Genomic DNA, 20,820 nt, shown 5'->3' on the forward strand with positions numbered 1-20,820 from the left:
TCGGCACGCGCGTCACGGACGCCGGGCGGGGCGTGGGACCTTCCTGCCTTCGGGTGAAGTAGCCATGGGAAACGCACCCCGCACATGAGGACCGGGGCGGATCGTCCCGGGGCCTCGGCCTAGGAGCCGCCATGAGCAGCGTGGAATCTTCGTCGGCGAGACCATCGATACGGCGGGCGCGTACACCGCCGCCGGCCGGCTGTCGGGTGGCCACACCGATCACGCACGTGACCGGGGCCGCGCATCGCGCACCAGTTCGCCTCTATCCCTATCCCGATCCCGATCCCGGGCAAGGGAACGTCCGACTGGGGGTACGCCTGGATCCCGTGGCAGGGCCTCCGTGGCAGGGCCTGCGGCCGGCGGAATTCTCGGGGCCCTCATCTGCAACGCAGCCTTCTGACCAAGCGATCAAGAGGTAGTAGCCATGACGGACAACTCCGAGAAGTACGTAGCAGCGATCGACCAGGGCACCACCTCCAGCCGCTGCATCGTCTTCAACCAGAACGGTGCCATCGTCGCCGTGGACCAGCGTGAGCACCGCCAGATCTTCCCGAAGCCCGGGTGGGTGGAGCACGACGCCACCGAGATCTGGTCCAAGGTGCAGGCGGTGGTCGCAGGGGCGCTCGCCAAGGCCGGGCTGCGCGCCGACCAGCTGAGCGCGATGGGAATCACCAACCAGCGCGAGACGACCCTCCTGTGGGACCGCGCGACGGGGAAGCCGGTGCACAACGCCATCGTGTGGCAGGACACGCGGACGGCGGCGCTGTGCAACCAGCTGGGCGGTTCGGAAGGGCAGGACCGTTTCCGCGAGCAGACGGGTCTGCCGCTGGCCACCTACTTCTCCGGACCCAAGGCGGCCTGGCTGCTCGACAACGTGCCTGACCTCCGGACCCGGGCCGAACGCGGTGAGATCGCCTTCGGAACGATGGACTCCTGGCTGATCTGGAACCTCACCGGCGGCACGGACGGCGGGCAGCACGTCACCGACGTGACCAACGCCGGGCGCACCATGCTGATGAACCTGGAGACCCTCCAGTGGGACTCCTCGATCTGCTCGGCGATGAACATCCCCGAGGCCATGCTGCCCGAGATCCGGTCCTCCGCCGAGGTGTACGGCACCGCCGTCGGCCAGCTCGCCGGCGTGCCCGTGGCCTCCGCACTGGGCGACCAGCAGGCCGCGGTGTTCGGCCAGGCCTGCTACGACGTGGGCACCGCGAAGAACACGTACGGCACGGGCAGCTTCCTGCTCCTCAACACCGGCAACCGCCCGGTGTCGTCGAAGAGCGGCCTGCTGACGACGATGGGATACAAGATCGGCAGCGAGGCGCCGATCTACTGTCTGGAGGGGTCGATAGCCATAACGGGCGCGCTGGTCCAGTGGTTCCGCGACCAGCTCGGCATCATCCGTACCGCCGACGAGATCGAGCCCCTGGCCGCGAGCGTGGAGGACAACGGCGGCGCGTACATCGTGCCGGCGTTCTCGGGCCTGTTCGCGCCGTACTGGCGCTCCGACGCGCGCGGCGTGGTCACCGGGCTGACCCGGTACGTCACGAAGGCGCACCTCGCGCGCGCCGTGCTGGAGGCGACGAGCTGGCAGACCCGCGAGGTCGTGGACGCCATGTACCAGGACTCCGGGGTGCACATCACCACCCTGAAGGTCGACGGCGGCATGACGAAGAACAACCTGCTCATGCAGCACCAGGCGGACGTGCTCGACGTGCCGGTGGTGCGGCCCAAGGTCTCCGAGACGACCTGTCTGGGCGCGGCGTACGCGGCCGGTCTGGCCACCGGCGTGTGGAACGACACGGACGAGCTCAAGGCGCACTGGCAGAAGGACGTCGAGTGGACGCCGTCCATGGACGCGTCCGTGCGGGACCGCGAGCACCGGAACTGGCGCAAGGCCGTGGAGAAGAGCTTCGGCTGGGAGGAGGACGCCGACAGCTAGCCACGCGCGCGTGGAGGGCCTTTCGCGACTGTGGACCGTACCCCCGTCGGCGGGGGTACGGTCCGCGCCCGCCGCGGTCGGCCAGCCTCAGGTGGTCACCGTCTGGCGGCGGTCGGCCGCGTATGCCATGGCGTGCTGGACGACGCCGATGAGCGCTTCCTTGACCGACTCGCGGTCACGGGCGTCGCACATCATGAGCGGTACGCCGTCGTCGAGGTCGAGGGCCTGGCGCACGTCCTCGACGGGGTAACGCGGGGCGCCCTCGAAGCAGTTGACGCCGACGAGGAACGGTATCGAGCGCCGTTCGAAGTAGTCGACGGCGGCGAAGGAGTCCTCCAGGCGGCGCGTGTCGGCGAGCACGACGGCTCCGAGGGCGCCCTCGGAGAGCTCGTCCCACATGAACCAGAACCGCTCCTGGCCGGGCGTGCCGAAGAGGTACAGCACCAGGTCCTCGCGGAGCGTGATGCGGCCGAAGTCCATGGCCACGGTCGTGGTGTGCTTGCCTTCCACACCGCTGGTGTCGTCGACCGGGCGCCCGGCCTCGGTGAGCAGCTCCTCGGTGCGCAGCGGCCTGATCTCGCTGACCGCGCCGACGAGCGTGGTCTTGCCCACGCCGAAACCGCCGGCCACCAGGATCTTGAGCGTGACGGGCTCGACCGGAGGCTTGCCGCGCTCAGAACGCCCGAAGATCATCGATCTCTTCTCCTGCTTGATGGGGGTCGGGCGACGGCGGGCCGTAGCCGCCGCCGCCTGGGGTTTCGATGACGAGCACGTCGCCGGTGACGACGTCCGCGGAGTCGCTGCCGCCGAGTTCGGTCACGGTGCCGTCGGCGTGTTCCACCCGGTTGGCGCCGAGAGTGCCCGGCTCGCCGCCCGCCATACCGTACGGGGGAACGCGGCGGTGCTGGGACAGCGTGGAGACGGTCATGGACTCCAGGAACCGGATGCGCCGCACGGCGCCGTCGCCGCCGCGCCACCGGCCGGCTCCGCCGCTGCCGCGCCGGACCGCGAACTCCTCGAGGCGCACGGGCAGCCGCCACTCCAGGACCTCGGGGTCGGTGAGGCGGGAGTTGGTCATGTGCGTCTGGACGACGGGGGCGCCGGGGAAACCGTCGCCCGCGCCGGAGCCGGAGGCGACGGTCTCGTAGTACTGGTGGCGTGCGTTCCCGAATGTGACGTTGTTCATGGTCCCGGAGCCCTCGGCCTGGACGCCGAGCGCCGCGTAGAGGGCACCGGTGATGGCCTGGGACGTCTCGACGTTGCCGGCGACGACGGCGGCCGGCGGCTCCGGGGAGAGCAGGGAGCCGGGAGGCACGACGATGTCCAGGGGACGCAGGCAGCCGTCGTTGAGGGGGATGTCGTCCGCTACGAGCGTGCGGAAGACGTAGAGGACGGCCGCGTTGACGACCGAGAAGGGGGCGTTGAAGTTGGTGGGCAGCTGCGCCGAGGTGCCGGTGAAGTCGACGGTCGCGGCACGGTTCTCGCGGTCCACGCGCACGCTGACGCGGATGACGGCGCCCGAGTCGGTCTCATAGGCGTAGTCGCCGTCGTCGAGGGCGTCGATGACACGGCGTACGGCCTCTTCCGCGTTGTCCTGGACGTGCCGCATGTAGGCCTGGACGACGTCGAGACCGAAGTCCTCGATCATGCGGCCGACCTCGTCGACGCCCTTCTGGTTCGCGGCGATCTGGGCCCGCAGGTCGGCGAGGTTGGTCTTCGGGTTGCGCGAGGGGTACGGCGCCTCGGTGAGGAGGCGGAGGGTCTCGTCCTCGCGGAAGCGGCCGTTCTCGGCGAGCAGCCAGTTGTCGAAGAGGACGCCTTCCTCCTCGATGGTGCGGCTGTTCGCGGGCATGGAGCCGGGGGCGATGCCGCCGATCTCGGCGTGGTGGCCGCGTGAGGCGACGTAGAAGAGGATCTCCGGGTCACTCTCCGTGTCGGCCGACGGTGCGGTGTCGAAGACCGGGGTGATCACGGTGACGTCGGGCAGATGAGTGCCGCCGTGGTACGGGTCGTTGACGGCGTAGGTGTCCCCCGGGCGCATACGGGAGCCCCGGCGCCGGATGACCTCCTTGACGCTCGTGCCCATAGAGCCCAGGTGAACCGGGATGTGCGGGGCGTTGGCCACCAGGTTTCCGTCCGGGTCGAAGAGCGCGCAGGAGAAGTCCAGGCGCTCCTTGATGTTGACGGACTGGGCCGTGGATTCGAGACGGGCGCCCATCTGCTCGGCGATGGACATGAACAGGTTGTTGAAGACCTCAAGCAGAACCGGGTCGACCTTCGTGTCGAGTTCGGAACTCTGCGTAATCGCGGCGCGTTCCATGACCAGATGCCCGTCGTCGGTCGCCGCGGCCCTCCAGGCGTCGTCGACGACGGTCGTCGCGCCGGCCTCGGTGATGATCGCGGGACCGGTGACGGTGTCGCCGGGGGGAAGGTCCTCGCGGCGGTGGAGGGGCACGTCGCGCCAGGCTCCGCCCGTGTGGAGTCGGACGGACCGCGGCGCCGCGGGGCCGCCGTCGGCGGTGGCTTCGTAGGGAGCGAGAGCGGAGAGATCGGGGGGTTCGGTGATGCCGGTGGCTTCGACGGAGAGGGCTTCGACGACGATCGGGCGGTCGAGCGTGAAGGAGTACGTGGCGCGATGACGTTCTTCGAAGGCATGCCGCATGGTGCGGGGTTCGGTCAGCTCGACGGTGAGGGTGGTGTCGGTGCCGTCGTAGCGGAGCTGCGCGCGGCGGGTGATCTCGATGTGCTCCTCGGGGACGTCCTCGGCGAGGAGTTCGGCGCGTGCCGCGGCTTCCAGGTCTTCGGCGGTCTTGAGGACGCCGGGCATGGATGCGGGTTCCAGGGGTGCCTCGACGGACTGTTCGCGCATGGCGGTGGTGTCCGCGAGGCCGATGCCGAGTGCGGAGAGGACACCGGCCATGGGCGGTACGAGAACGGTGCGGATGCCGAGCGAGCCAGCGACCAGGCAGGCGTGCTGGCCGCCGGCGCCGCCGAAGGTGGTGAGGGCGTAGCGGGTGACGTCATGGCCCTTCTGGACCGAGATCCGCTTCACGGCGGACGCGATGTTGGCGACGGCGATCTGCAGGTAGCCCTCGGCGACCTGTTCGGGGGTGCGGTCGTCGCCGGTCTTCTCGCGGATCTCGCGCGCGAGGGCCGCGAAGCGGTCCCGGACGAGCGCGTCGTCGAGGGGCTCGTCGCCGTTCGCGCCGAACACCTTCGGGAAGTGGGCGGGCTGGATGCGGCCGAGCATGACGTTGGCGTCGGTGACGGTGAGCGGGCCACCGCCGCGGTAGCAGGCCGGCCCCGGGTCCGCGCCCGCCGAGTCAGGCCCTACGCGGTAGCGGGAGCCGTCGAAGTGCAGGACCGAGCCCCCGCCGGCGGCGACGGTGTGGATGTCGAGCATGGGGGCGCGCAGCCGGACGCCGGCGATCCGGCTGGTGAAGACACGTTCGTACTCGCCCGCGAAGTGGGAGACGTCGGTGGAGGTCCCGCCCATGTCGAAGCCGATGACGCGGTCGAAACCGGCCAGCTGCGACATGCGGGCCATGCCGACGATGCCGCCGGCCGGCCCGGACAGGATGGCGTCCTTGCCGCGGAACTGCCCGGCCTCGGTGAGACCGCCGTTGGACTGCATGAACATCAGCCGTACGCCTTCCAGGGCGTCGGCGACGTGCCGGACGTAGCGGCGCAGGACGGGCGAGAGGTAGGCGTCGACGACGGCGGTGTCCCCGCGGGGGACGAGTTTCATCAGGGGACTGGCCTCGCTGGAGAGCGAGATCTGCGGGAAGCCGATGCGGGCGGCGAGTTCCCCGACGGCCTGTTCGTGGGCGGGGTGGAGGTGGCTGTGCATGCAGATCACGGCGACGGCCCGGATCCCGTCGTCGTAGGCCTCCCGGAGGGGCCCGGTGAGGGCGTCCAGGTCGGGTGCGCGCAGGAGGGTGCCGTCGGCGGCGATGCGCTCGTCGACCTCGACGACCCGTTCGTACAGCAGCTCGGGCAGTTCGATGCGGCGGGCGAAGATGCTCGGGCGGTTCTGGTAGGCGATGCGCAGGGCGTCGCGGAAGCCGCGGGTGATGACCAGCAGGGTGCGTTCGCCCTTGCGCTCCAGGAGGGCGTTGGTGGCGACCGTCGTGCCCATGCGCACGGCGTCCACGGAGTCGTCGGAGCCGGCCAGCAGGGAGCGGACGCCCTCGACGGCCGCGTCGGCGTAGCGGGCCGGGTTGTCCGACAGCAGCTTGTGCGTGAGCAGCCGGCCGTCCGGGCGACGCGCGACGATGTCGGTGAAGGTGCCGCCTCGGTCGACCCAGAACTGCCAGCCTGTCACGTCAGTACCCCGCTTCCGCGCTGCTCACAGCGCCCGGAGGCCGTTGATCACGTCGCGCAGAATACTCTCGTCCGGCAGTTCGGCAGGGGGTACGGGCCGGTTCACATGGACGAATTCCGCGTCCACGAGATCTCCGACAAGGACCCGTACCACCCCGATCGGCAGGTCGAGTTCCGCTGCGAGTTCGGCGACGGACTGCGGGGCGTCACGACACAGTTCGACGATGTCCACATGCTCCGGGGAGAGCATGTGGTCCGCTTCCGGGTCGTTCCCGTGCGGTTCCGTGACCACGACCGCGATCAGGTCCAGGCGGTGCTGGCCCTGGCTGCTGGTGCGGCCGCGCGTCATGGCGTACGGACGGACGACCGGTCCGGCCTCGTCGTCGAACCAGTGGCTTCTTCCCTGACCGTCAGCGCTCATGTCATCCCACTACCCGCCTGCGGGCAGATCGGTGCGCGGAGCGGCACCCAGATGCACACCCACCCGCTTCACCAGGAGCGTCATCTCGTAGGCGACCTGGCCGACGTCCGAGTCGGCGTCCGAGAGGACGGCGAGGCAGCTGCCGTCGCCGGCGGCCGTCACGAACAGGAAAGCGTCGTCGAGCTCGACGACCGTCTGACGGACGTTGCCGGCCTCGAAGTGGCGTCCCACGCCCTTGGCGAGGCTGTGGAACCCGGAGGCGACGGCGGCCAGATGCTCGCTGTCCTCCCTGGTCAGGTCCCTGGACACCCCGGTCGGCAAACCGTCGCCGGAGAGCACGAGGGCCTTGCGGATGCTCGCGACGCGGTCCACCAGGTCGTCGAGGAGCCAGTTCAGCTCCCCCTTGTTGGCTGCGGTGTGGCCGGTGGCCTTCGGTGCGGTCATCGACCGTCCCTCTCTGTCGTTCCTTGTCGTGCTGTGCCGCTGTGGGCGGCGTCGCCCGCTGCGTTCTCGTCGCGGCCGCGCTGCCAGCCGCGCTGGAGCGAGGCCATACGGCTGCGTACTTCGTCGGCGTCGCGTTCGACGGGCTCGGCTCTGTCCTCCGTACGCGGCTCGGACCCCCGCTTCAGCTGCGGTGCCAGGTTGGCCTGGCGGACGCGCCGGGGCAGCGGCGCGGTGCCGGAGCGGGGCTCGTTCGTAGCGGACCCGGGAGCCTGCCCCCGTCGTCCGCCGCTGGGAGTCGACCCGGTCTCCTGCGGCGTGGCACCGGAGCCGGTCATCTGGCGCGTGGACCCGCCGGTGGGCTCCGGCCCGGGGCCCGACCGATGGTCGAAGCCCTCTTGGCCGCTCGATGCGATCTCCGCGCGGCGTGTCCGCGTGGGGAGTGTGGGCGGCTGCGGCCCGGTGCCGGGCGAGGCCGGTGACGCCGTGCGGTCGTCGTTCCGGCTGGCCGCGCCGATGCCACGGCGGCCGGACTCCGCTCCCCGACGGCGGGCCGGCAGAGGCGGCGGTGCGTCCGACTGGGTTTCGCCTCGCCCGCCGCCGGTCGAGGAGTCCTCGGTGCGGCGGCGCACCGGAAGCGCGGACGCGGGCTCCGGCCCCGATCGGCCCACGGCCCCGCCGCTCACGGAGTCGTCTCCCCGGCGACGCGAAGGGAGCGGTGAGGCACCGCCCGGCTCCCCTCGGCCGGTGCCCGCGGGGGTCTCCTCGTCCGTCTTCCCCCGCCGGGGGCGCTGCTCGGTGACCGGGCGCCCGTGCGAGCTGACCAGCTTCGGGGTGTGGCGGCGCGGCAACTGGACCGGAGCGCTCGGGTCGTCATCGGTGTCGGTCCGGTCGTGGGCGCTGTGGGAGTCGGCTGCCTGGTGCGGATCGGGGCGGCGGCCGGCGGCCTCGTCCTGGGCGCGGGTGAGGGGCCGGGGGCGGAACAGGGCGCCGTGTTCGCTGCCCCCGTCATCGAGCGCGCCGGGGAAGTCGCCGATGGCGTCCAGGTCGACGGGGGCCTCCAGCTCCACCGGTCCGTCGAGGAGGGATGCCGGCAGGCCGGGCCGTTGCGCGGGCCCCTGGGACAGCGCGACGCGGCGGCTGTCCTGCGGCTCGCTCTCCTTGGCCAGCTGGGGGCGGTCGAGCCGGAACCCGATGCCGTTCGTGTCCGGGACGTCGTCCGTCAGCAGGGCGTCCGGGATGAAGACGACAGCAGTCGTGCCGCCGTACGGGGAGGGCTGCAAGGAGACGCGGACGTTCTGTCGCTGGGCGAGACGGCTGACCACGAACAGGCCGAGCCGGTCGGTGTCCGACAGCTCGAACTCCGGGGTCTCGGCGAGCCGCAGGTTGGCGTCGAGGAGCGCTTCGGCGGCCATGCCGAGGCCGCGGTCGTGGATCTCCAGGGTGAAGCCGTTGGCGACCCGCTCGCCCAGGACCTGGACGGCGGTGTGCGGCGGCGAGAAGACCGTGGCGTTCTCCAGGAGTTCCGCCACGAGATGGGTGATGTCGGCGACGGCCGGGCCGGTGACGGCGATACGCGGAAGGCGGCGGACCTCGATGCGCTCGTAGTCCTCGACCTCGGCGACGGCGGCGCGTACGACGTCCATGAGCTGGACGGGCTTGCGCCACTGCCGGGAGGGCGCGGCGCCGGAGAGGATCACGAGGCCCTCGGCGTGCCGGCGCATACGGGTCGTCAGGTGGTCGAGACGGAACAGGTCGGCGAGTTCCTCGGTGTCCTCGGTCCGGCGCTCCATGGCGTCGAGCAGGGTGAGCTGCTTGTGCAGCAGGACCTGGCTGCGGCGCGCGAGGTTGACGAACACCTCGGAGACGCCGGCGCGCAGTTCGGCCTGCTTGACGGCGGCTTCGACGGCGGCGCGCTGAAGCGTGTTGAGGGCCTGGCCGACCTCGCCCATCTCGTTCTTGTCGTACTCCAGGCGCGGGACCTCGGTCTCGACGTCGACCTGCTCGCCCGCCGAGAGGCGGCGCATCACGCTGGGCAGCCGCACTCCGGACGCCTCGTGGGCCTCCAGACGCAGCTGCCGCAGATCGCGGATGAGGGTGCGGCCGACGCGCACGGAGAGGAAGAGGGAGACCAGGAGAGCGAGCAGGCCGAGTACGCCGGCGATGACCGCCTTGGCGATGACGCCCATGGCCACCGGTTCGACGCGGTTCTGGTAGCGGTCGTTGGCCTGGTCGTTGAGCGTGCCGAGTTCGTCGAGCACGTTGCCGGCGGCGCTGTCCCAGCTCTTGGCGGTGACGCCGCGCGGTGTTCCGTCGGCGGAGGAGGCGGCCGCTTCCTCAGCTACGCGCAGCGGAGCGGTGGAGGCGTTCTTCCAGAAGGTCTGGTAGCGGTCGCGTTCCGAGACGGGCAGCAGCGGGAGGCTGGTGTCGTACATCAGGGTGCGCTGTGCCACGAGGTCGGAGATCTCCCGCTCCTCGGACCGGGAGATCTCGCCGACGATCAGGGCGGAGCCGAGGAGGGCGTCCTCACGGGAGAGCAGTTCGCGGGCGCGGGCGAGATTGACCAGCGCGCGGTACTGCTTGTCCAGTTCCACGTTGTCGACGACGTGGAGGTTGGTGAGCAGGACGTAACACGGGTCGACCAGCCGGTTGTAGAGGTCGAGGGCCTGGGAGCGGTCGACGGTGCCGTCCTCGACACTGCTGCGCAGCGACTCGATGCCGTCGAAGGCGTCCAGGACCGCGGTCAGCCGCTCGTCGGTGTCCGCTCCCATCGCGTCACGCACGTCCGGATTCCGGGCGTTCTCGCGGATGCTGCCGACGGCCTCGTCGGTGGCGGTCCGGCTGCGCCGGAGCGCGGCGAGCCCGTCGGAAGCACGGGGGTCGGCGAGGTAGACCAGGGTCTGACGGCGCTCCTCCTGGAGGACACGGACGGTGTCCTCGATGGGATAGCCGATCTTCTCCACCACGGACGACACGTTGAACAGGTCGCCCGCCTCACGTCCCGTGAGCACCGTGGCGAAGGCCCAGATCGCGGTCAGGGACACCAGCGGCACGAGAAGCAGCGCCACGATCTTCCGGCGGATGGACTTCCCGCGAAAGCGCATGGCCTCCCCCAGCTCGGGCCCCCCGGTCCACCGGGGGTACACATGTGCGTCAACAAACGGCGCGAGCCTACTACCGACGCCCAGGGAACTCGAAGGCCGGTCCGGAAGGTGAACTTCCGCGCCAGCTACGAGGCACGTGGAGTTGTCCGGGCATTGCGGGAGTTGTCTCCCCGAAACCGACGGCGGCCGCGCGGGCCAAGGCCGGTGGACGGTCCGGGCGGTTGGCTGAAATTTTTCGGTTTCCGGGAATCTTCGTGACGGGTTGTTCGTCCTTCTCTACGGGAAATGAAGGCGGAATCGGCCACAGGAGCCGCATCCCGCATCCGGGCGGCGTAAAACAGCGCAAGCCGGGCAGCCACTGGGAAGCACGGGTCTTCGGATGCGAGCGAGCAGTCTGCTGGCGGTGGGGAGTGACACGGTGATGGGCACGGCGGAGCGGAGCAGGGCGCCCAGGGCGGGCGGGGTGCAAGTAACAGCGCATCAGGAGGGCGAGGCGACTGATCGCGACAACGCGGCTGACGAGGCGGAGAGCACGACTCGCGGGGCGAGGGTCCCGGCTCAAGGGGCGGGCCGTGACGTGCGCGAGCAGCAGTACTACCGGCCTCTGTGGGTCGAGGAGCCGGCGCGGCGGCGCCGGTTGCCGGATCCCGTGCGGACAGCCGCCGTGCGGTCGGTACTCCTCATCGCCCTGACGCTGCTTCAGGCCATGGTGGCCTTCCTGTGCACGATGGCCGGATCCTGGCTGGCGTTCCCGATGGTGATCAGCAGCGTGGTCAGCACGATCGTGGCGACCTGGGGAGCACTCGACGTGTGGGTGACGCGTCAGGTCTGGAACCAGCGCAACGGCGTGGTGTCCGTGCCGAGCAGCACGGCACGGGCCCTGCGACGCGAGCGCCGCCGGGCCCGGCGGCAGGCGCGCGCCGCCGAGCGGGCACAGGAGCGGATACGCCGGCGGGGCGGGGCCGGGCAGGTGGCCCACTCGTAGCGTGGACGGGCAGGTGGCCCGCTTGTGAGTGACGGCGGGAGGGGCGGTTTCCTGCAGTCCATCTGGCGCAACACCGGTTCCCCACCTCAGGGTTGGTTCGACTGATCAAGCCGCCCTGAGAGAACGCCCCTTGAGGAACCACCCATGAGACCGACCGCGCAGTCCACGGAATCACACGGCCAGGACGACGCCGAACTCACCGAGTTCGGCTACGGCAGCGGCGGTCCCGCCTACTGGTGGTCGTGGCCGATGGTCTTCGTCGGCCAGTTCATGGTCGCCCTGTGTTTCGCGGAGCTCGCCGCCCGCTATCCCGTCGCGGGCTCCGTCTACAACTGGTCGAAGAAGACAGGCAATCCGCATCTGGGCTGGCTCGCCGGCTGGATGATGCTGATCGCCTCGATCGTTTCCATATCGGCCGTGGCGCTGGCCTACCAGCTGACGCTGCCGCAGATCTCGTCGTTCTTCCAGTTCGTGGGGGACGGCACGGGTACGTACGACGTGGCGACCAACGCGGTCATCCTGGCGGCCGTGTTGATCCTGTTCACCACCCTGGTCAACGCCTTCGGCGTCACGTTGATGGCCACGATCAACACGGCGGGCGTGTTCATCGAGTTGATCGCCACTGTCGTACTGATCGCCTTGTTCGCGGTCCACATCACGCGTGGTCCGCAGGTCGTGATGGAGACGCACGGTACCGGCGCCGGCTACGGCTACCTCGGCGCCTTCCTGGTCGCCTCACTGGCCTCGGCGTACGTCATGTACGGCTTCGACACCGCGGCTCGCTCGGCGAGGAGTCCCTGGACCCGACGCGGAACGCGCCGCGCGCGATCATCCGGGCGATCGTGGCCTCCTTCGTGCTCGGCGGCCTGATCCTGCTGCTCGCCCTGATGAGCGTCTCCAGTCTGAAGGGCGAGAAGCTGTCCACGGACGGCTTGCAATACATCGTCCTGGACGTGCTGGGTCCGACGGCCGGCAAGGCGATGCTGTGGTGTGTGCTGATCGCGGTGACGGTGTGCGCCCTGGCGGTGCACACGGCGGCGGTCCGGCTGGCGTTCGCGATGGCCCGCGACAACAACCTGCCCGCCTCCTCGCGGCTGGCCAAGTGCCATCCGCGCTTCCGGACACCGGTGCTGCCGACCGTGATCATCGGGATCCTGGCGCTGGCGATCCTGGTGGTCAACATCCGCCAGCCGCAGATCTTCACCGTCGTCACCAGCATCGGCATCATCATGATCTACCTCGCCTACCTGGGCGTCACGGTGCCGCTGCTGGTCGCGCGGCTGCGCGGCAGGTGGCAGCCCGCGGGCGAGGGCCGGTTCTCGCTGGGCCGCTGGGGCCTGCCGGTCAACATCCTGGCCGTGCTGTGGGGCGCGGCCATGACGCTGAACCTGATCTGGCCCCGGGGCGCGGTCTACAACGCCACGGCCCCGTACCACTGGTACCTGCGCTGGGGCGCGGTGCTGTTCGTCGCCGTCATCGCGGGCGGCGGCTTCGCCTACTACTGGTTCGTCCAGCGGCACCGGACCGGCGTGCTCGCCGAGCACCGTTCGAACGGCGGGGCCACCGCTTCCGTCGCCGCCCCGGGGGCCGACAGCGCCTGACCGCGGTCGGCCCCCGAACCGTTGTGGCCGGTCGCGCGGCTCCCCGCCCCTAAGGCGTCGTGGACGCGGGGCGTTTGTACATCCTGGTCGCCGTGATCTCGCTGTGTACGGCCTCCCCCGCCTGGGGCTGCGGCGGCAGTCCCGGGCGGAGGTGTTCCTCGACGCTGATGTACTTGAGGCCGGCCCTCAGGTCGGCGTCGTTGCGCATGCGGATGACCAGGGGGAACTCGGCGAGCGCCGTGGTGTCGAACAGGCCGGTGGTGTAGAGGAGCTGGACGCCCAGCGCGTCCGACACCGCCCGCTGGAGTTCCAGCAGGTACGTGGCGTTGGCGCGGCCGATGGGGTTGTCCAGGAACAGCGTCCCGGCGTGCCGGTGCTTGTCGCGGCCCCGGTCGTTCGAGCGCAGCGCGGCCATCGTGCAGTACAGGGCGATCGCGGCGGTGAGAAGCTGGCCGCCGGAGAAGACGTCGCCCATCTGTCCGACGGGGACGCGCTCGGCGCGCAGAACCGCGTCGGGCTTGAGGATCTCGACTGCGACGCCCTTTGGCTGGAGTGCCGCGGCGACGCCCCGCAGCAGCAGGGACATGCCGTCACGCCGCAGGTCGGAGTTTTTCTTGACGGCGGCGCGGGTCGCCTCGTCGATGACCTCGCCCAGCCGCTCGGTGAGCGTGGCCTGGTCGGGCTCCTCGAAGCGGATCCGCAGGAACTCCTGTCCCGACCACTCGCCGAGGCCCTCCGGAAGGCGGGAGAGCCGTTGGGCGGAGCGCAGGGTGGCCAGGGCCGACTCGACCAGGCCGCGCAGGCGGTCCACGATCGAGTCGCGGTTGCGCTCCAGCTGCTCCAGCTCGTCGGTCAGGACCCGGAGCCGGGGCGCGAAGGCGTCGGCCCACTTCTGGGCGTGTTCGGGCAGAGCGGAGGCGGGAAGTTCGCGGATCTGCTGCCGTGCCGGGGTTCGGACCTGCTCGTAGCGCGTGGAGTTGGCGTGCCGGACGAGGATGTCGCTGGCCTCGCGGACGGCGGCCTCCGCGGCGGACAGGTCGGCGGCGCAGCCGCGCAGCGAGCGGCGGGCTTCGGCGGCCGACTGCCGGGCCTCCTCCGGGCTGCCGGGGTACGGCTCGGTCTCCTCCTGCTCCTCCTCCGTGGTGTGCTCGCGCAGCAGGTCGCGGAGCATGGCGGCGATCTCGTCGAAGCCGCTCGCCGCGTCCTCGGCGGCGCGGTGGGCGTCGAGGAGCTCGGCGTGCGCCTCGCGTGCCTGGTTCAGCGCCTCGGTGTGGGAGGCGAGTTCGGCCGTCGCGGTGCGCAGCAGGGCCTGCGCGTGCTCGGCGTCGCGCGGCTGGAGGTCCTCGGGGAGGTCGGTGTGCGCCTCGCCCTCCTCGGGCGCGTGCCGCTCGGCCTCGCCGCGCAGCCGCCCGAGCTGCTCGCTCGCGCTCGACATACGGGTCTCCAGGAGCTGCACCAGCTCCTCGGCACGGGCGGCGGCGGCCTGGCGGCTGGGTCCGTCGGAGCCGTCGGGGGATTCGAGGAGCTGCTCCGCGCGCGTGCGGACCTTGTTGCTCAGCCGGTCCAGCTCCGCGCGGGCCGCGCTCTCGTCGCTCTCCGCGCGGGCCTGCTCGGCCCGCAGGTCGGCGCCGACGCCCACCTTCTCGTACAGCTGCGACGCCGCCCGGTAGGCCTCGCGCAGGGCGGGCAGGGAGGCTTTCGGGGTCTGGGCGTCGTCCTCGGGTACGTCGTCGGGGGCGCCGGCGATCTCGGAGCGCTCGGCGCGCAGCGCGCGGGCCGTGCGGCGGGCGTCGTCGGCGGCGCGCTGGGCGGCCCGCCGGTCCTCGTCTGCGGCCCGGGCCCGCTCCAGGCAGGCCTGGGCGGCCGCCTCGGATTCGGCCGCCTCGTCGGCCAGTTCGCGCAGCTTCACCTGCCAGCCGGCCCGCTCGCGCAGCCGGAAGGCGAGCCCGGCGAGGGCGTCGGCGGAGCGGCGGGCCTTCTGGGCGGTCTCCTGCCGCTCGTCCCGGACGCGCGCGGCCTCCGCGGCGGCCTCCTCGGCCTCCGCCCGCACCGTGCGCGCCTCGGCCAGCTCGGCTTCCGCCTCCTCGGCGAAGGCACGGGTGTCGTGTGCCGCCTGCGCCAGTTCGGCCAGCCGGCCGGCCGGGCAGCCGGTGCGCCAGGAGGCGAGCCGGGCGGCCAGTTCGCGGTCCTTGCCGAGCCGGGCGGCGAGTGTGCGGATCTCCTCGTCCCGCTCGGCCGCCCGGGCGCGCAGCGCCTGCCGCTCCTCGTCGGCGGCATGCTCGTCGTGCATGGCCGGGTTCGGCGGGACGAGGAACACGTCGCCGCTGTCGGTGTCCGGGGCGGGGGTCGGGGCGAGCAGGGCGGCGGCCGTGCCGACGGCCACGGCGGAACGGGGCAGCAGCGCCGCGTCGCCCAGCGCCTCCCGGGCGCGTGCGTGGGAGTCGGGGTCGGTGATGATCACGCCGTCGACCAGTTCGGGCCGGGCGGCCAGGACGCGCGCGTGGTCGGCCGGGTCGACGGCCTGCGCGAGGTAGCGCCAGCCGGGCAGCGCGGGGATGCCGTGCTCGCCGAGGAACTCGACCGTGGCCAGCACGTCCGGGCCGGGCGGCAGCAGCCCGCCGTCACCGAGCGCGCCGAGGATCCGGGAGTCGTCGGCGGCGGCCGTACGCAGGTCGAACAGCTGCCGTTCGGCCGAGCTGACGGCGTCGTCGAGCAGTTCGCGCAGGTCGTCGGCGAAGCGGTCGAGCTCCTCGGGGCTGAGGCCATGCCGGCCGGGGGCGGGCCGGGTGGCCGGCTCGCTGTCCGTGCCGTGGCGGGGCTGCGGGATGCCCGGGCGGGTCTCGGAGGTCAGGCTGAGCAGTTCCGCCAGCCGCTCCTCCCTCGCCAGTGCCTCGGCGGTGCGGCGCTCGGCCTCGTACGACCGCTCGGCCGCCGTGGCCGCGTCCGCCGCACGGGCCGCGGTCAGTTCCGCGCGGGTCTCGGCAGCACCGGCCTCGCGCGCGTGCTCGGTGGCCCGGTGGGAGGCCTCGCGGGCCGAGTCCCAGGCCGCGACGGCGGTCTTCTCGGCGTCGCTGGCGGCGAGGGCCGCCCGGGCCGGGTCGGCGTCGGGCGCGCTGTCGTCGAGCCAGCCGGCCCGGACCGCCTCGGCGGTCTCCTGCTCGACCTCGGCGAGACGCTGCTTGAGGTGCCCGACCTCGCTGCGGGCCCGCTGCGCCTGTGTGGCGGCGGCGGTGGAGTCCCGGTAGGCGGCGTCGCTGACCTCCTGGAGGGCGGCGGAGCGCTCCTCCTCCTCGTTGGCGTGGTTCTCGGCGTTCTCCGCGGCCGCGTGCAGGGCTCGTACGAGGTCGACGGCGGCCTTGGAGCGGGCGGCGAGGGCCGGAGCGGCGTCGCGTTCCGCCTCCTGGATCGCGGCGGACACGCGGGTGACGCGGTCGGCGGCGGCGCGGTGGCGCAGTACGGCCTCGGCGGCCTGCCACGCGGAGTACAGCGTGCGGGCGTCGGCCAGTTCGCGTTTCTGCGCGGCGGCGGACTTCTCGGCCGCGGCGAGGGCCAGCGAGGCGTGCCGGTAGGCCAGTTCGGCGGAGATCAGCGCGCTGCGTTCACGGGCCGCCTCCGCGTGGGTGACGGCGTACGCGGCGGCGGTGACCCGCTGGGCCAGATCGGCGGCCCGGGCCCGCTCCTGCACGCCGCGCGCGGACAGTCTGCGCGCCAGGGTCCGGGTCCGGCGCTCGGCTGCGGCATGGATGTCCCGCGCGCGTGAGCGGGCCTCGGCGGCCTCGACGATCCGGCCGAGCAGGTCGACGGACCCGGCGGTGAAGTCGCGTTCGGCGATCAGCTCGGCGCGCCGGCCCAGCTTGTTGCCGAATCCGCTGACCAGGTCGGCCAGCCCGTCGGTGTCACGCGTGTCGGTGACGGCGCGCAGCAGCAGGTCGGTGAAGTCGGCGTCCTTCTTGACCGCGAAGAGACCTGCGGCCTCACCCTCATCGGCGTTCATCTCCCGCTGGTAACGGAAGAGTTCGGGGTCGAGGCCGAGGTCGCCGAGGTGCTCGATCCAGCGGTCGTGGATCTCCTCCCAGTGCACCTCCAGGTGCGGATACGTCTTGCCCGCCTCCATGAGGGCGTCACGGAAGCCCTTCATGGTGCGACGCCGGCCGCGCGCGCCCGACTGGCCCTCGACCGGGGCCCGTACGGCGGTGGACTCGGCCACGGGAAGGTTGTCGAGGCTCAGTCCGGGCCCGGGCCGGAAGGAGTACCAGGCCTCGGCGAACTTGCGCGGGTCGTTGGAGACCTGCCGTCCGCGCCACTCGCTGACCTTGCCGACGACGACGCACTCGCCGGTCAGCACGTGCTGCCATTCCAGCGCGACATGGCCGCAGTCGTCGGCGAGCAGGAACTTGCGCAGCACGCCTGAGCTGGCGCCGCCGAGCGTGTTGCGGTGCCCCGGCAGCATCACGGAGAAGATCAGCTTGAGCAACACCGACTTGCCGCCGCCGTTCTCCAGGAAGAGCACGCCCGCGGGCGCCGGCCGGCGCGGCGGGCCGACGGGCTCCTCCTCGAAGAACTCCGCCTGCGTGGGCGCGGGGTCGGGCACGGGCTCGCCCACGCCGCGCAGGTCAAGCACGGTGTCGGCGTAACGCGCACCGGCGGGCCCGATGGAGTAGAGGCGGACCCGGGACAGCTCGTACATGGCGGACTCTCGTAAGGCTTCGTGAGGTGGGGGTTCAGCAGGAGTGGTGGGGAGTTCAGGAGGAGTGGAACGGCAGCCCGGCGTCGGCGACCAGATCCAGGTCGTCGCTCTCCTCGGGGGGCAGCAGCGTCGGCGTGCCGTCGGTGACCGGGACGACGCCCAGCTCCAGCAGCTCGGCCAGGGCGGCGCTGCCGGCCATGTCGCGGACCTGGAGCTGGTAGCGGGCGGTCGTGCGGTACGTGCCGCCGTTGTCGTCGCCGGTGCGCTGGAGGAAACCGGAGTCGGTGAGGAACGCGACGGCCTTGGCGACGATGCCGGTGGTCGAACCGGCGAGCCGGCGCGCGTCCTTGGTGGCCCCGGTCGAGCTGCGCCGCACCCAGATCCGCCAGGCGGCCTCCAGGCCGGGAGCGTCGGTGGCCGGGTCGGTGTTCTCGCCCTGTTCGGCGGCCCGCTCCTCCAGGCGGCGGCAGGCCTGGCGCACGAAGGCGTCGACGCCGTTGACCGTGACGCGGCCGATGTAGCCGTCGTCGGCGAGGTCCTCGGGGCGCGGGAACGCCATGGCGGCGACGGCGAGATGGGCGAGCCCGTGCAGGAACCGGTCGCCGCCGTCGGCGGACGTACGACGCGCGTAGTCGCCCATGCGGACGGCGAACACCGAGTCCTCGGCGGCGGTCACGGCCATGCCCGCGCGCGGGGACACCTCCAGCACGATCAGCCCCAGGCCGGTCGCCACGGCGTCGGCGAGCCGCGCGAAGGGGGGGTCCTCCCGGTAGCGCCGCAGCAGGTCCGCGTACTCCTGGTCGCGCGCGGGCTGGAGCTTGGGCTGCAGCCCGAAGGACACGAGCCGAGCCGCGTCGGCGGCGTCGGCGGGAGTGACGGCGGCCGAGGCCGTCGGGGCCGGGGCTTCCGGCTCACTCCACTCGACATGCTCGCTCACGGTCGGGACTCCTTGTGCCACTCGTACTGACTCATGCTGCTTCCGTCCGGTCCGCCGCCATCCCCGCCGCGTCCAGCAGCGCGGTACCGACGATGAGATCCGACCCGCCGAACTCCGGATCATCGAGCTCGGTCCCGTCGTCCACGGCGAACAGCAGCTTCTGCTCGCCCTGGCGATAGGCCGTACCGACCGGCGGACTCGCGGCGTGCACCGCCAGCAAGGCCACCAGATACGGCAGTTCGGGATCCTGCCGCCGGGCCTCGGCCAGCAGCCCGGACAACCGGCGCGGCGCATCCGCCGGCAGGTCGAGCAGCTCCTGCGCGGCCGCCATCTGCTCCTCGCTGAAGCGGCTGTCGTCGGGCGTGGCGATGAGGTCCGGCTCGGGCATCTCCGCACCCAGGTGCTCCCGCTCCAGCGGCGGCGTCAGCAGTATGTCGACAAGGTCCCCGACCCGGACGGACACCGGTGTCCGCAGCCCCGTGCCGTGCCCGAAGAACGCGTCCGTGACCCGCACGGCCTGCTCCAGCGGCAGCGGCAGGACGGGCGAGACGAGGTGCCCGTAGAGGTCTATTCCGGAGGTGGCGGCCGGTGTGGCGAAGGCCTGCCGGTCCTGCTCGGCGCGGAACAGCGGTCCGGCCTCGAGCAGCCGGGACTGCAACTGCGTGTGCCGCCGGATGCAGTCCTTGACGATGTCGACGAGTTCGGCGGCGCGGCGCTTGTGCTCGGGCCCCTCGGACTCGTCACGGGCCTTGCGGATGTTCGTGAGGATCGCGTTCTCGTGGCGATAGCGGTCGGCCACGTGCTCCAGGGCCTCGGCGATCATGTCGGGCACGGTGGTGAGCCAGTCCACCGCGCGCACGTTGCGCCGGGTGGCCTCCAGGGCGCGGCGCAGGGTCTCCGAGTACTGCACGGTGCGGTAGCGGGCCTGTTCGGCCGCGAGCTGTGCGTCGGCGAGCCGGCCGCGGCTGATCAGCACCTCCAGCTTGACTTCGGCGGCGATCTGCGCGCTGGTGACGTCCGTGTCGAGGGCGCCGACGAGGACGTTGACCGCCTCGTCCGTCGTGCGCAGGTAGACCGTGCCGCCCGGGCCCGGGACCTCCTCGATCAGCTTGAAGTCGTAGTCACGGCGCACATAGGTGCCGTCCGCGCCGAACGTGCCGTACACGGCGCGGAAGCCGCGGTCGACGCTGCCGACGTTGATCAGGTTCTCCAGGACCCAGCGGGCCACCCGCTCATGCTCGGCGGCGGGGCGCTGCGGCGCCTGGGCGGCGATGCGCGGGACGAGGCGGGCGACGATCTGGTCGTGGTCCGCGCCCGTGTCGAAGTCCATGTTCAGCGTGACCAGGTCGATGGCCGCGAGGGCGACCTCCGCCATGCCGTACACCGAGTACTCACCGGCGAGGTTGGCCTTGCGCGCGTCGAGGTCGTGCAGCGGCGCGGTGCAGGCCAGCGCGCGCAGGCGCCGCGCCAGGCCCTCGTCGGCGGCCGGCCCCGGGGCGGGGCGCGGCCCCGCGCTGAGCTGGGGCGGAACGCTGTCCGTCGATGCAGGCGAAGTCACGGTGCACAGACTAGGTCCTGGGTCTGACAACGACCCAAACGACGCGGGTGGGCCTGGTCAGCCGTCCTCGCCGACCCGCCGCCGGTACACCTCGACGACCCGTTGCAGCGAGTCGTCCAGGTAACCGGCGAGCAGACGCTCGGCCTTGCCCCGGTCTCCTGCCTGAAGAGCCTCAAGAATCATGATATTTCGCGCGATGTACGGCTCATGCAACCGCTGCGGTTCGTCCACCACGTGGAACGCGAGGCGGAGTTCGGCGAACACGCTCCGCATCAGCTCGTCGGTGCGCTCGCTCGCCGCGAGGGCGACCAGCTCCCGGTGGAAGTGGATGTTGGCCGTGCCCACTCCTTTCCAGTCGCCTTCCCGCGCCGCCTGCCGCCCCTCCTCCACAGCGCCGGCGAGCCCGTCGAGGCCGTAGGGCGGCTCGCCGAGACCTCGCACGACGGCGCACTCGACGAGCCTGCGGGTGCGGTAGATGTCCTCGACGTCCTCGACGGTCAGGACCCGGACGAAAACGCCCCGGTTCAGCTCGTGGACGAGCAGGCGTTCGTGCGTGAGCAGCCGGAACGCCTCGCGCAGCGTGTTGCGGGAGACGCCGAGCGCGCCGCCGATGCTGTCCTCCGACAGCCGGGTCCCGGGCGGGAAATAGCCCTCGGCGATCCGGCTCCTGAGGATGTCCGAGACGCGCTCGGCGGTGCTGGTGCGCCCCAGGAGAGCCCGGTCGTCGGAAAGGTCCCTCAGCTGCTCTGCCATGCCGGAATTCAATCGCAGATCGCAAGAACGAACCAACATGGGTATTGAGGGATCGTTGAACAATC

At 71.8% G+C, this 20,820-nt stretch carries 11 protein-coding genes and 1 pseudogene; 3 read left to right on the top strand and 9 right to left on the bottom strand.

Annotation, left to right across the window (positions count from 1 at the left end; translation table 11 throughout):
• Positions 1-424: 424 nt before the first annotated feature.
• Entirely contained in the window at positions 425-1,945 is a 1,521-nt protein-coding gene (gene glpK / locus QF034_RS06340) for a glycerol kinase GlpK (RefSeq protein WP_307174006.1), read from the top strand.
• A gap of 87 nt (positions 1,946-2,032) precedes the next feature.
• Here glpK and QF034_RS06345 read toward each other — a convergent pair whose 3' ends face one another.
• The 5 genes from QF034_RS06345 to QF034_RS06365 are packed head-to-tail and all read right to left on the bottom strand — an operon-like array spanning position 2,033 to position 10,234.
• Positions 2,033-2,638 carry a GTP-binding protein gene (locus QF034_RS06345; RefSeq protein WP_086561343.1) on the bottom strand — a complete coding sequence of 202 codons (606 nt, stop codon included), beginning with the start codon at positions 2,636-2,638 and terminating at the stop codon, positions 2,033-2,035.
• Entirely contained in the window at positions 2,619-6,269 is a 3,651-nt protein-coding gene (locus QF034_RS06350) for a hydantoinase B/oxoprolinase family protein (RefSeq protein ID WP_307174007.1), read from the bottom strand. The genes QF034_RS06345 and QF034_RS06350 overlap by 20 nt, the downstream gene beginning before the upstream one ends.
• Before the next feature lie 24 nt (positions 6,270-6,293).
• Positions 6,294-6,689 carry a DUF742 domain-containing protein gene (locus QF034_RS06355; protein WP_307174008.1) on the bottom strand — a complete coding sequence of 132 codons (396 nt, stop codon included), beginning with the start codon at positions 6,687-6,689 and terminating at the stop codon, positions 6,294-6,296.
• A 9-nt stretch (positions 6,690-6,698) separates the two neighbouring features.
• Complete coding sequence (locus QF034_RS06360; protein ID WP_020275952.1) at positions 6,699-7,133, bottom strand: roadblock/LC7 domain-containing protein; 435 nt, start codon at positions 7,131-7,133, stop codon at positions 6,699-6,701.
• The gene (locus tag QF034_RS06365) at positions 7,130-10,234 is read right to left on the bottom strand and encodes a sensor histidine kinase (protein ID WP_307174009.1); all 3,105 of its coding nucleotides are present in this window, start codon (positions 10,232-10,234) and stop codon (positions 7,130-7,132) included. The genes QF034_RS06360 and QF034_RS06365 overlap by 4 nt, the downstream gene beginning before the upstream one ends.
• 421 nt (positions 10,235-10,655) lie before the next feature.
• Between QF034_RS06365 and QF034_RS06370 the strand changes: the two genes are divergently transcribed.
• Positions 10,656-11,219 (top strand): hypothetical protein, encoded by a 564-nt coding sequence (locus QF034_RS06370; protein ID WP_307179816.1) that lies wholly within the window; start codon positions 10,656-10,658, stop codon positions 11,217-11,219.
• Between the two features lie 144 nt (positions 11,220-11,363).
• Positions 11,364-12,820, top strand: a pseudogene (locus tag QF034_RS06375) (APC family permease).
• 49 nt (positions 12,821-12,869) lie between these two features.
• Here QF034_RS06375 and QF034_RS06380 read toward each other — a convergent pair.
• The 4 genes from QF034_RS06380 to QF034_RS06395 are packed head-to-tail and all read right to left on the bottom strand — an operon-like array spanning position 12,870 to position 20,755.
• Positions 12,870-17,507 (bottom strand): hypothetical protein, encoded by a 4,638-nt coding sequence (locus tag QF034_RS06380; RefSeq protein ID WP_307174010.1) that lies wholly within the window; start codon positions 17,505-17,507, stop codon positions 12,870-12,872.
• 55 nt (positions 17,508-17,562) lie between these two features.
• Entirely contained in the window at positions 17,563-18,444 is an 882-nt protein-coding gene (locus QF034_RS06385; protein ID WP_307174011.1) for a hypothetical protein, read from the bottom strand.
• Between the two features lie 31 nt (positions 18,445-18,475).
• Entirely contained in the window at positions 18,476-20,002 is a 1,527-nt protein-coding gene (locus QF034_RS06390) for a hypothetical protein (RefSeq protein ID WP_307174012.1), read from the bottom strand.
• A gap of 57 nt (positions 20,003-20,059) precedes the next feature.
• Positions 20,060-20,755, bottom strand: a complete 696-nt coding sequence (locus QF034_RS06395) for a GntR family transcriptional regulator (RefSeq protein WP_307174013.1) — start codon at positions 20,753-20,755, stop codon at positions 20,060-20,062.
• Between the last annotated feature and the right edge of the window lie 65 nt (positions 20,756-20,820).

It is taken from the genome of Streptomyces africanus (genome assembly GCF_030816955.1).
GTDB classification, from domain to species: domain Bacteria; phylum Actinomycetota; class Actinomycetes; order Streptomycetales; family Streptomycetaceae; genus Streptomyces; species Streptomyces africanus.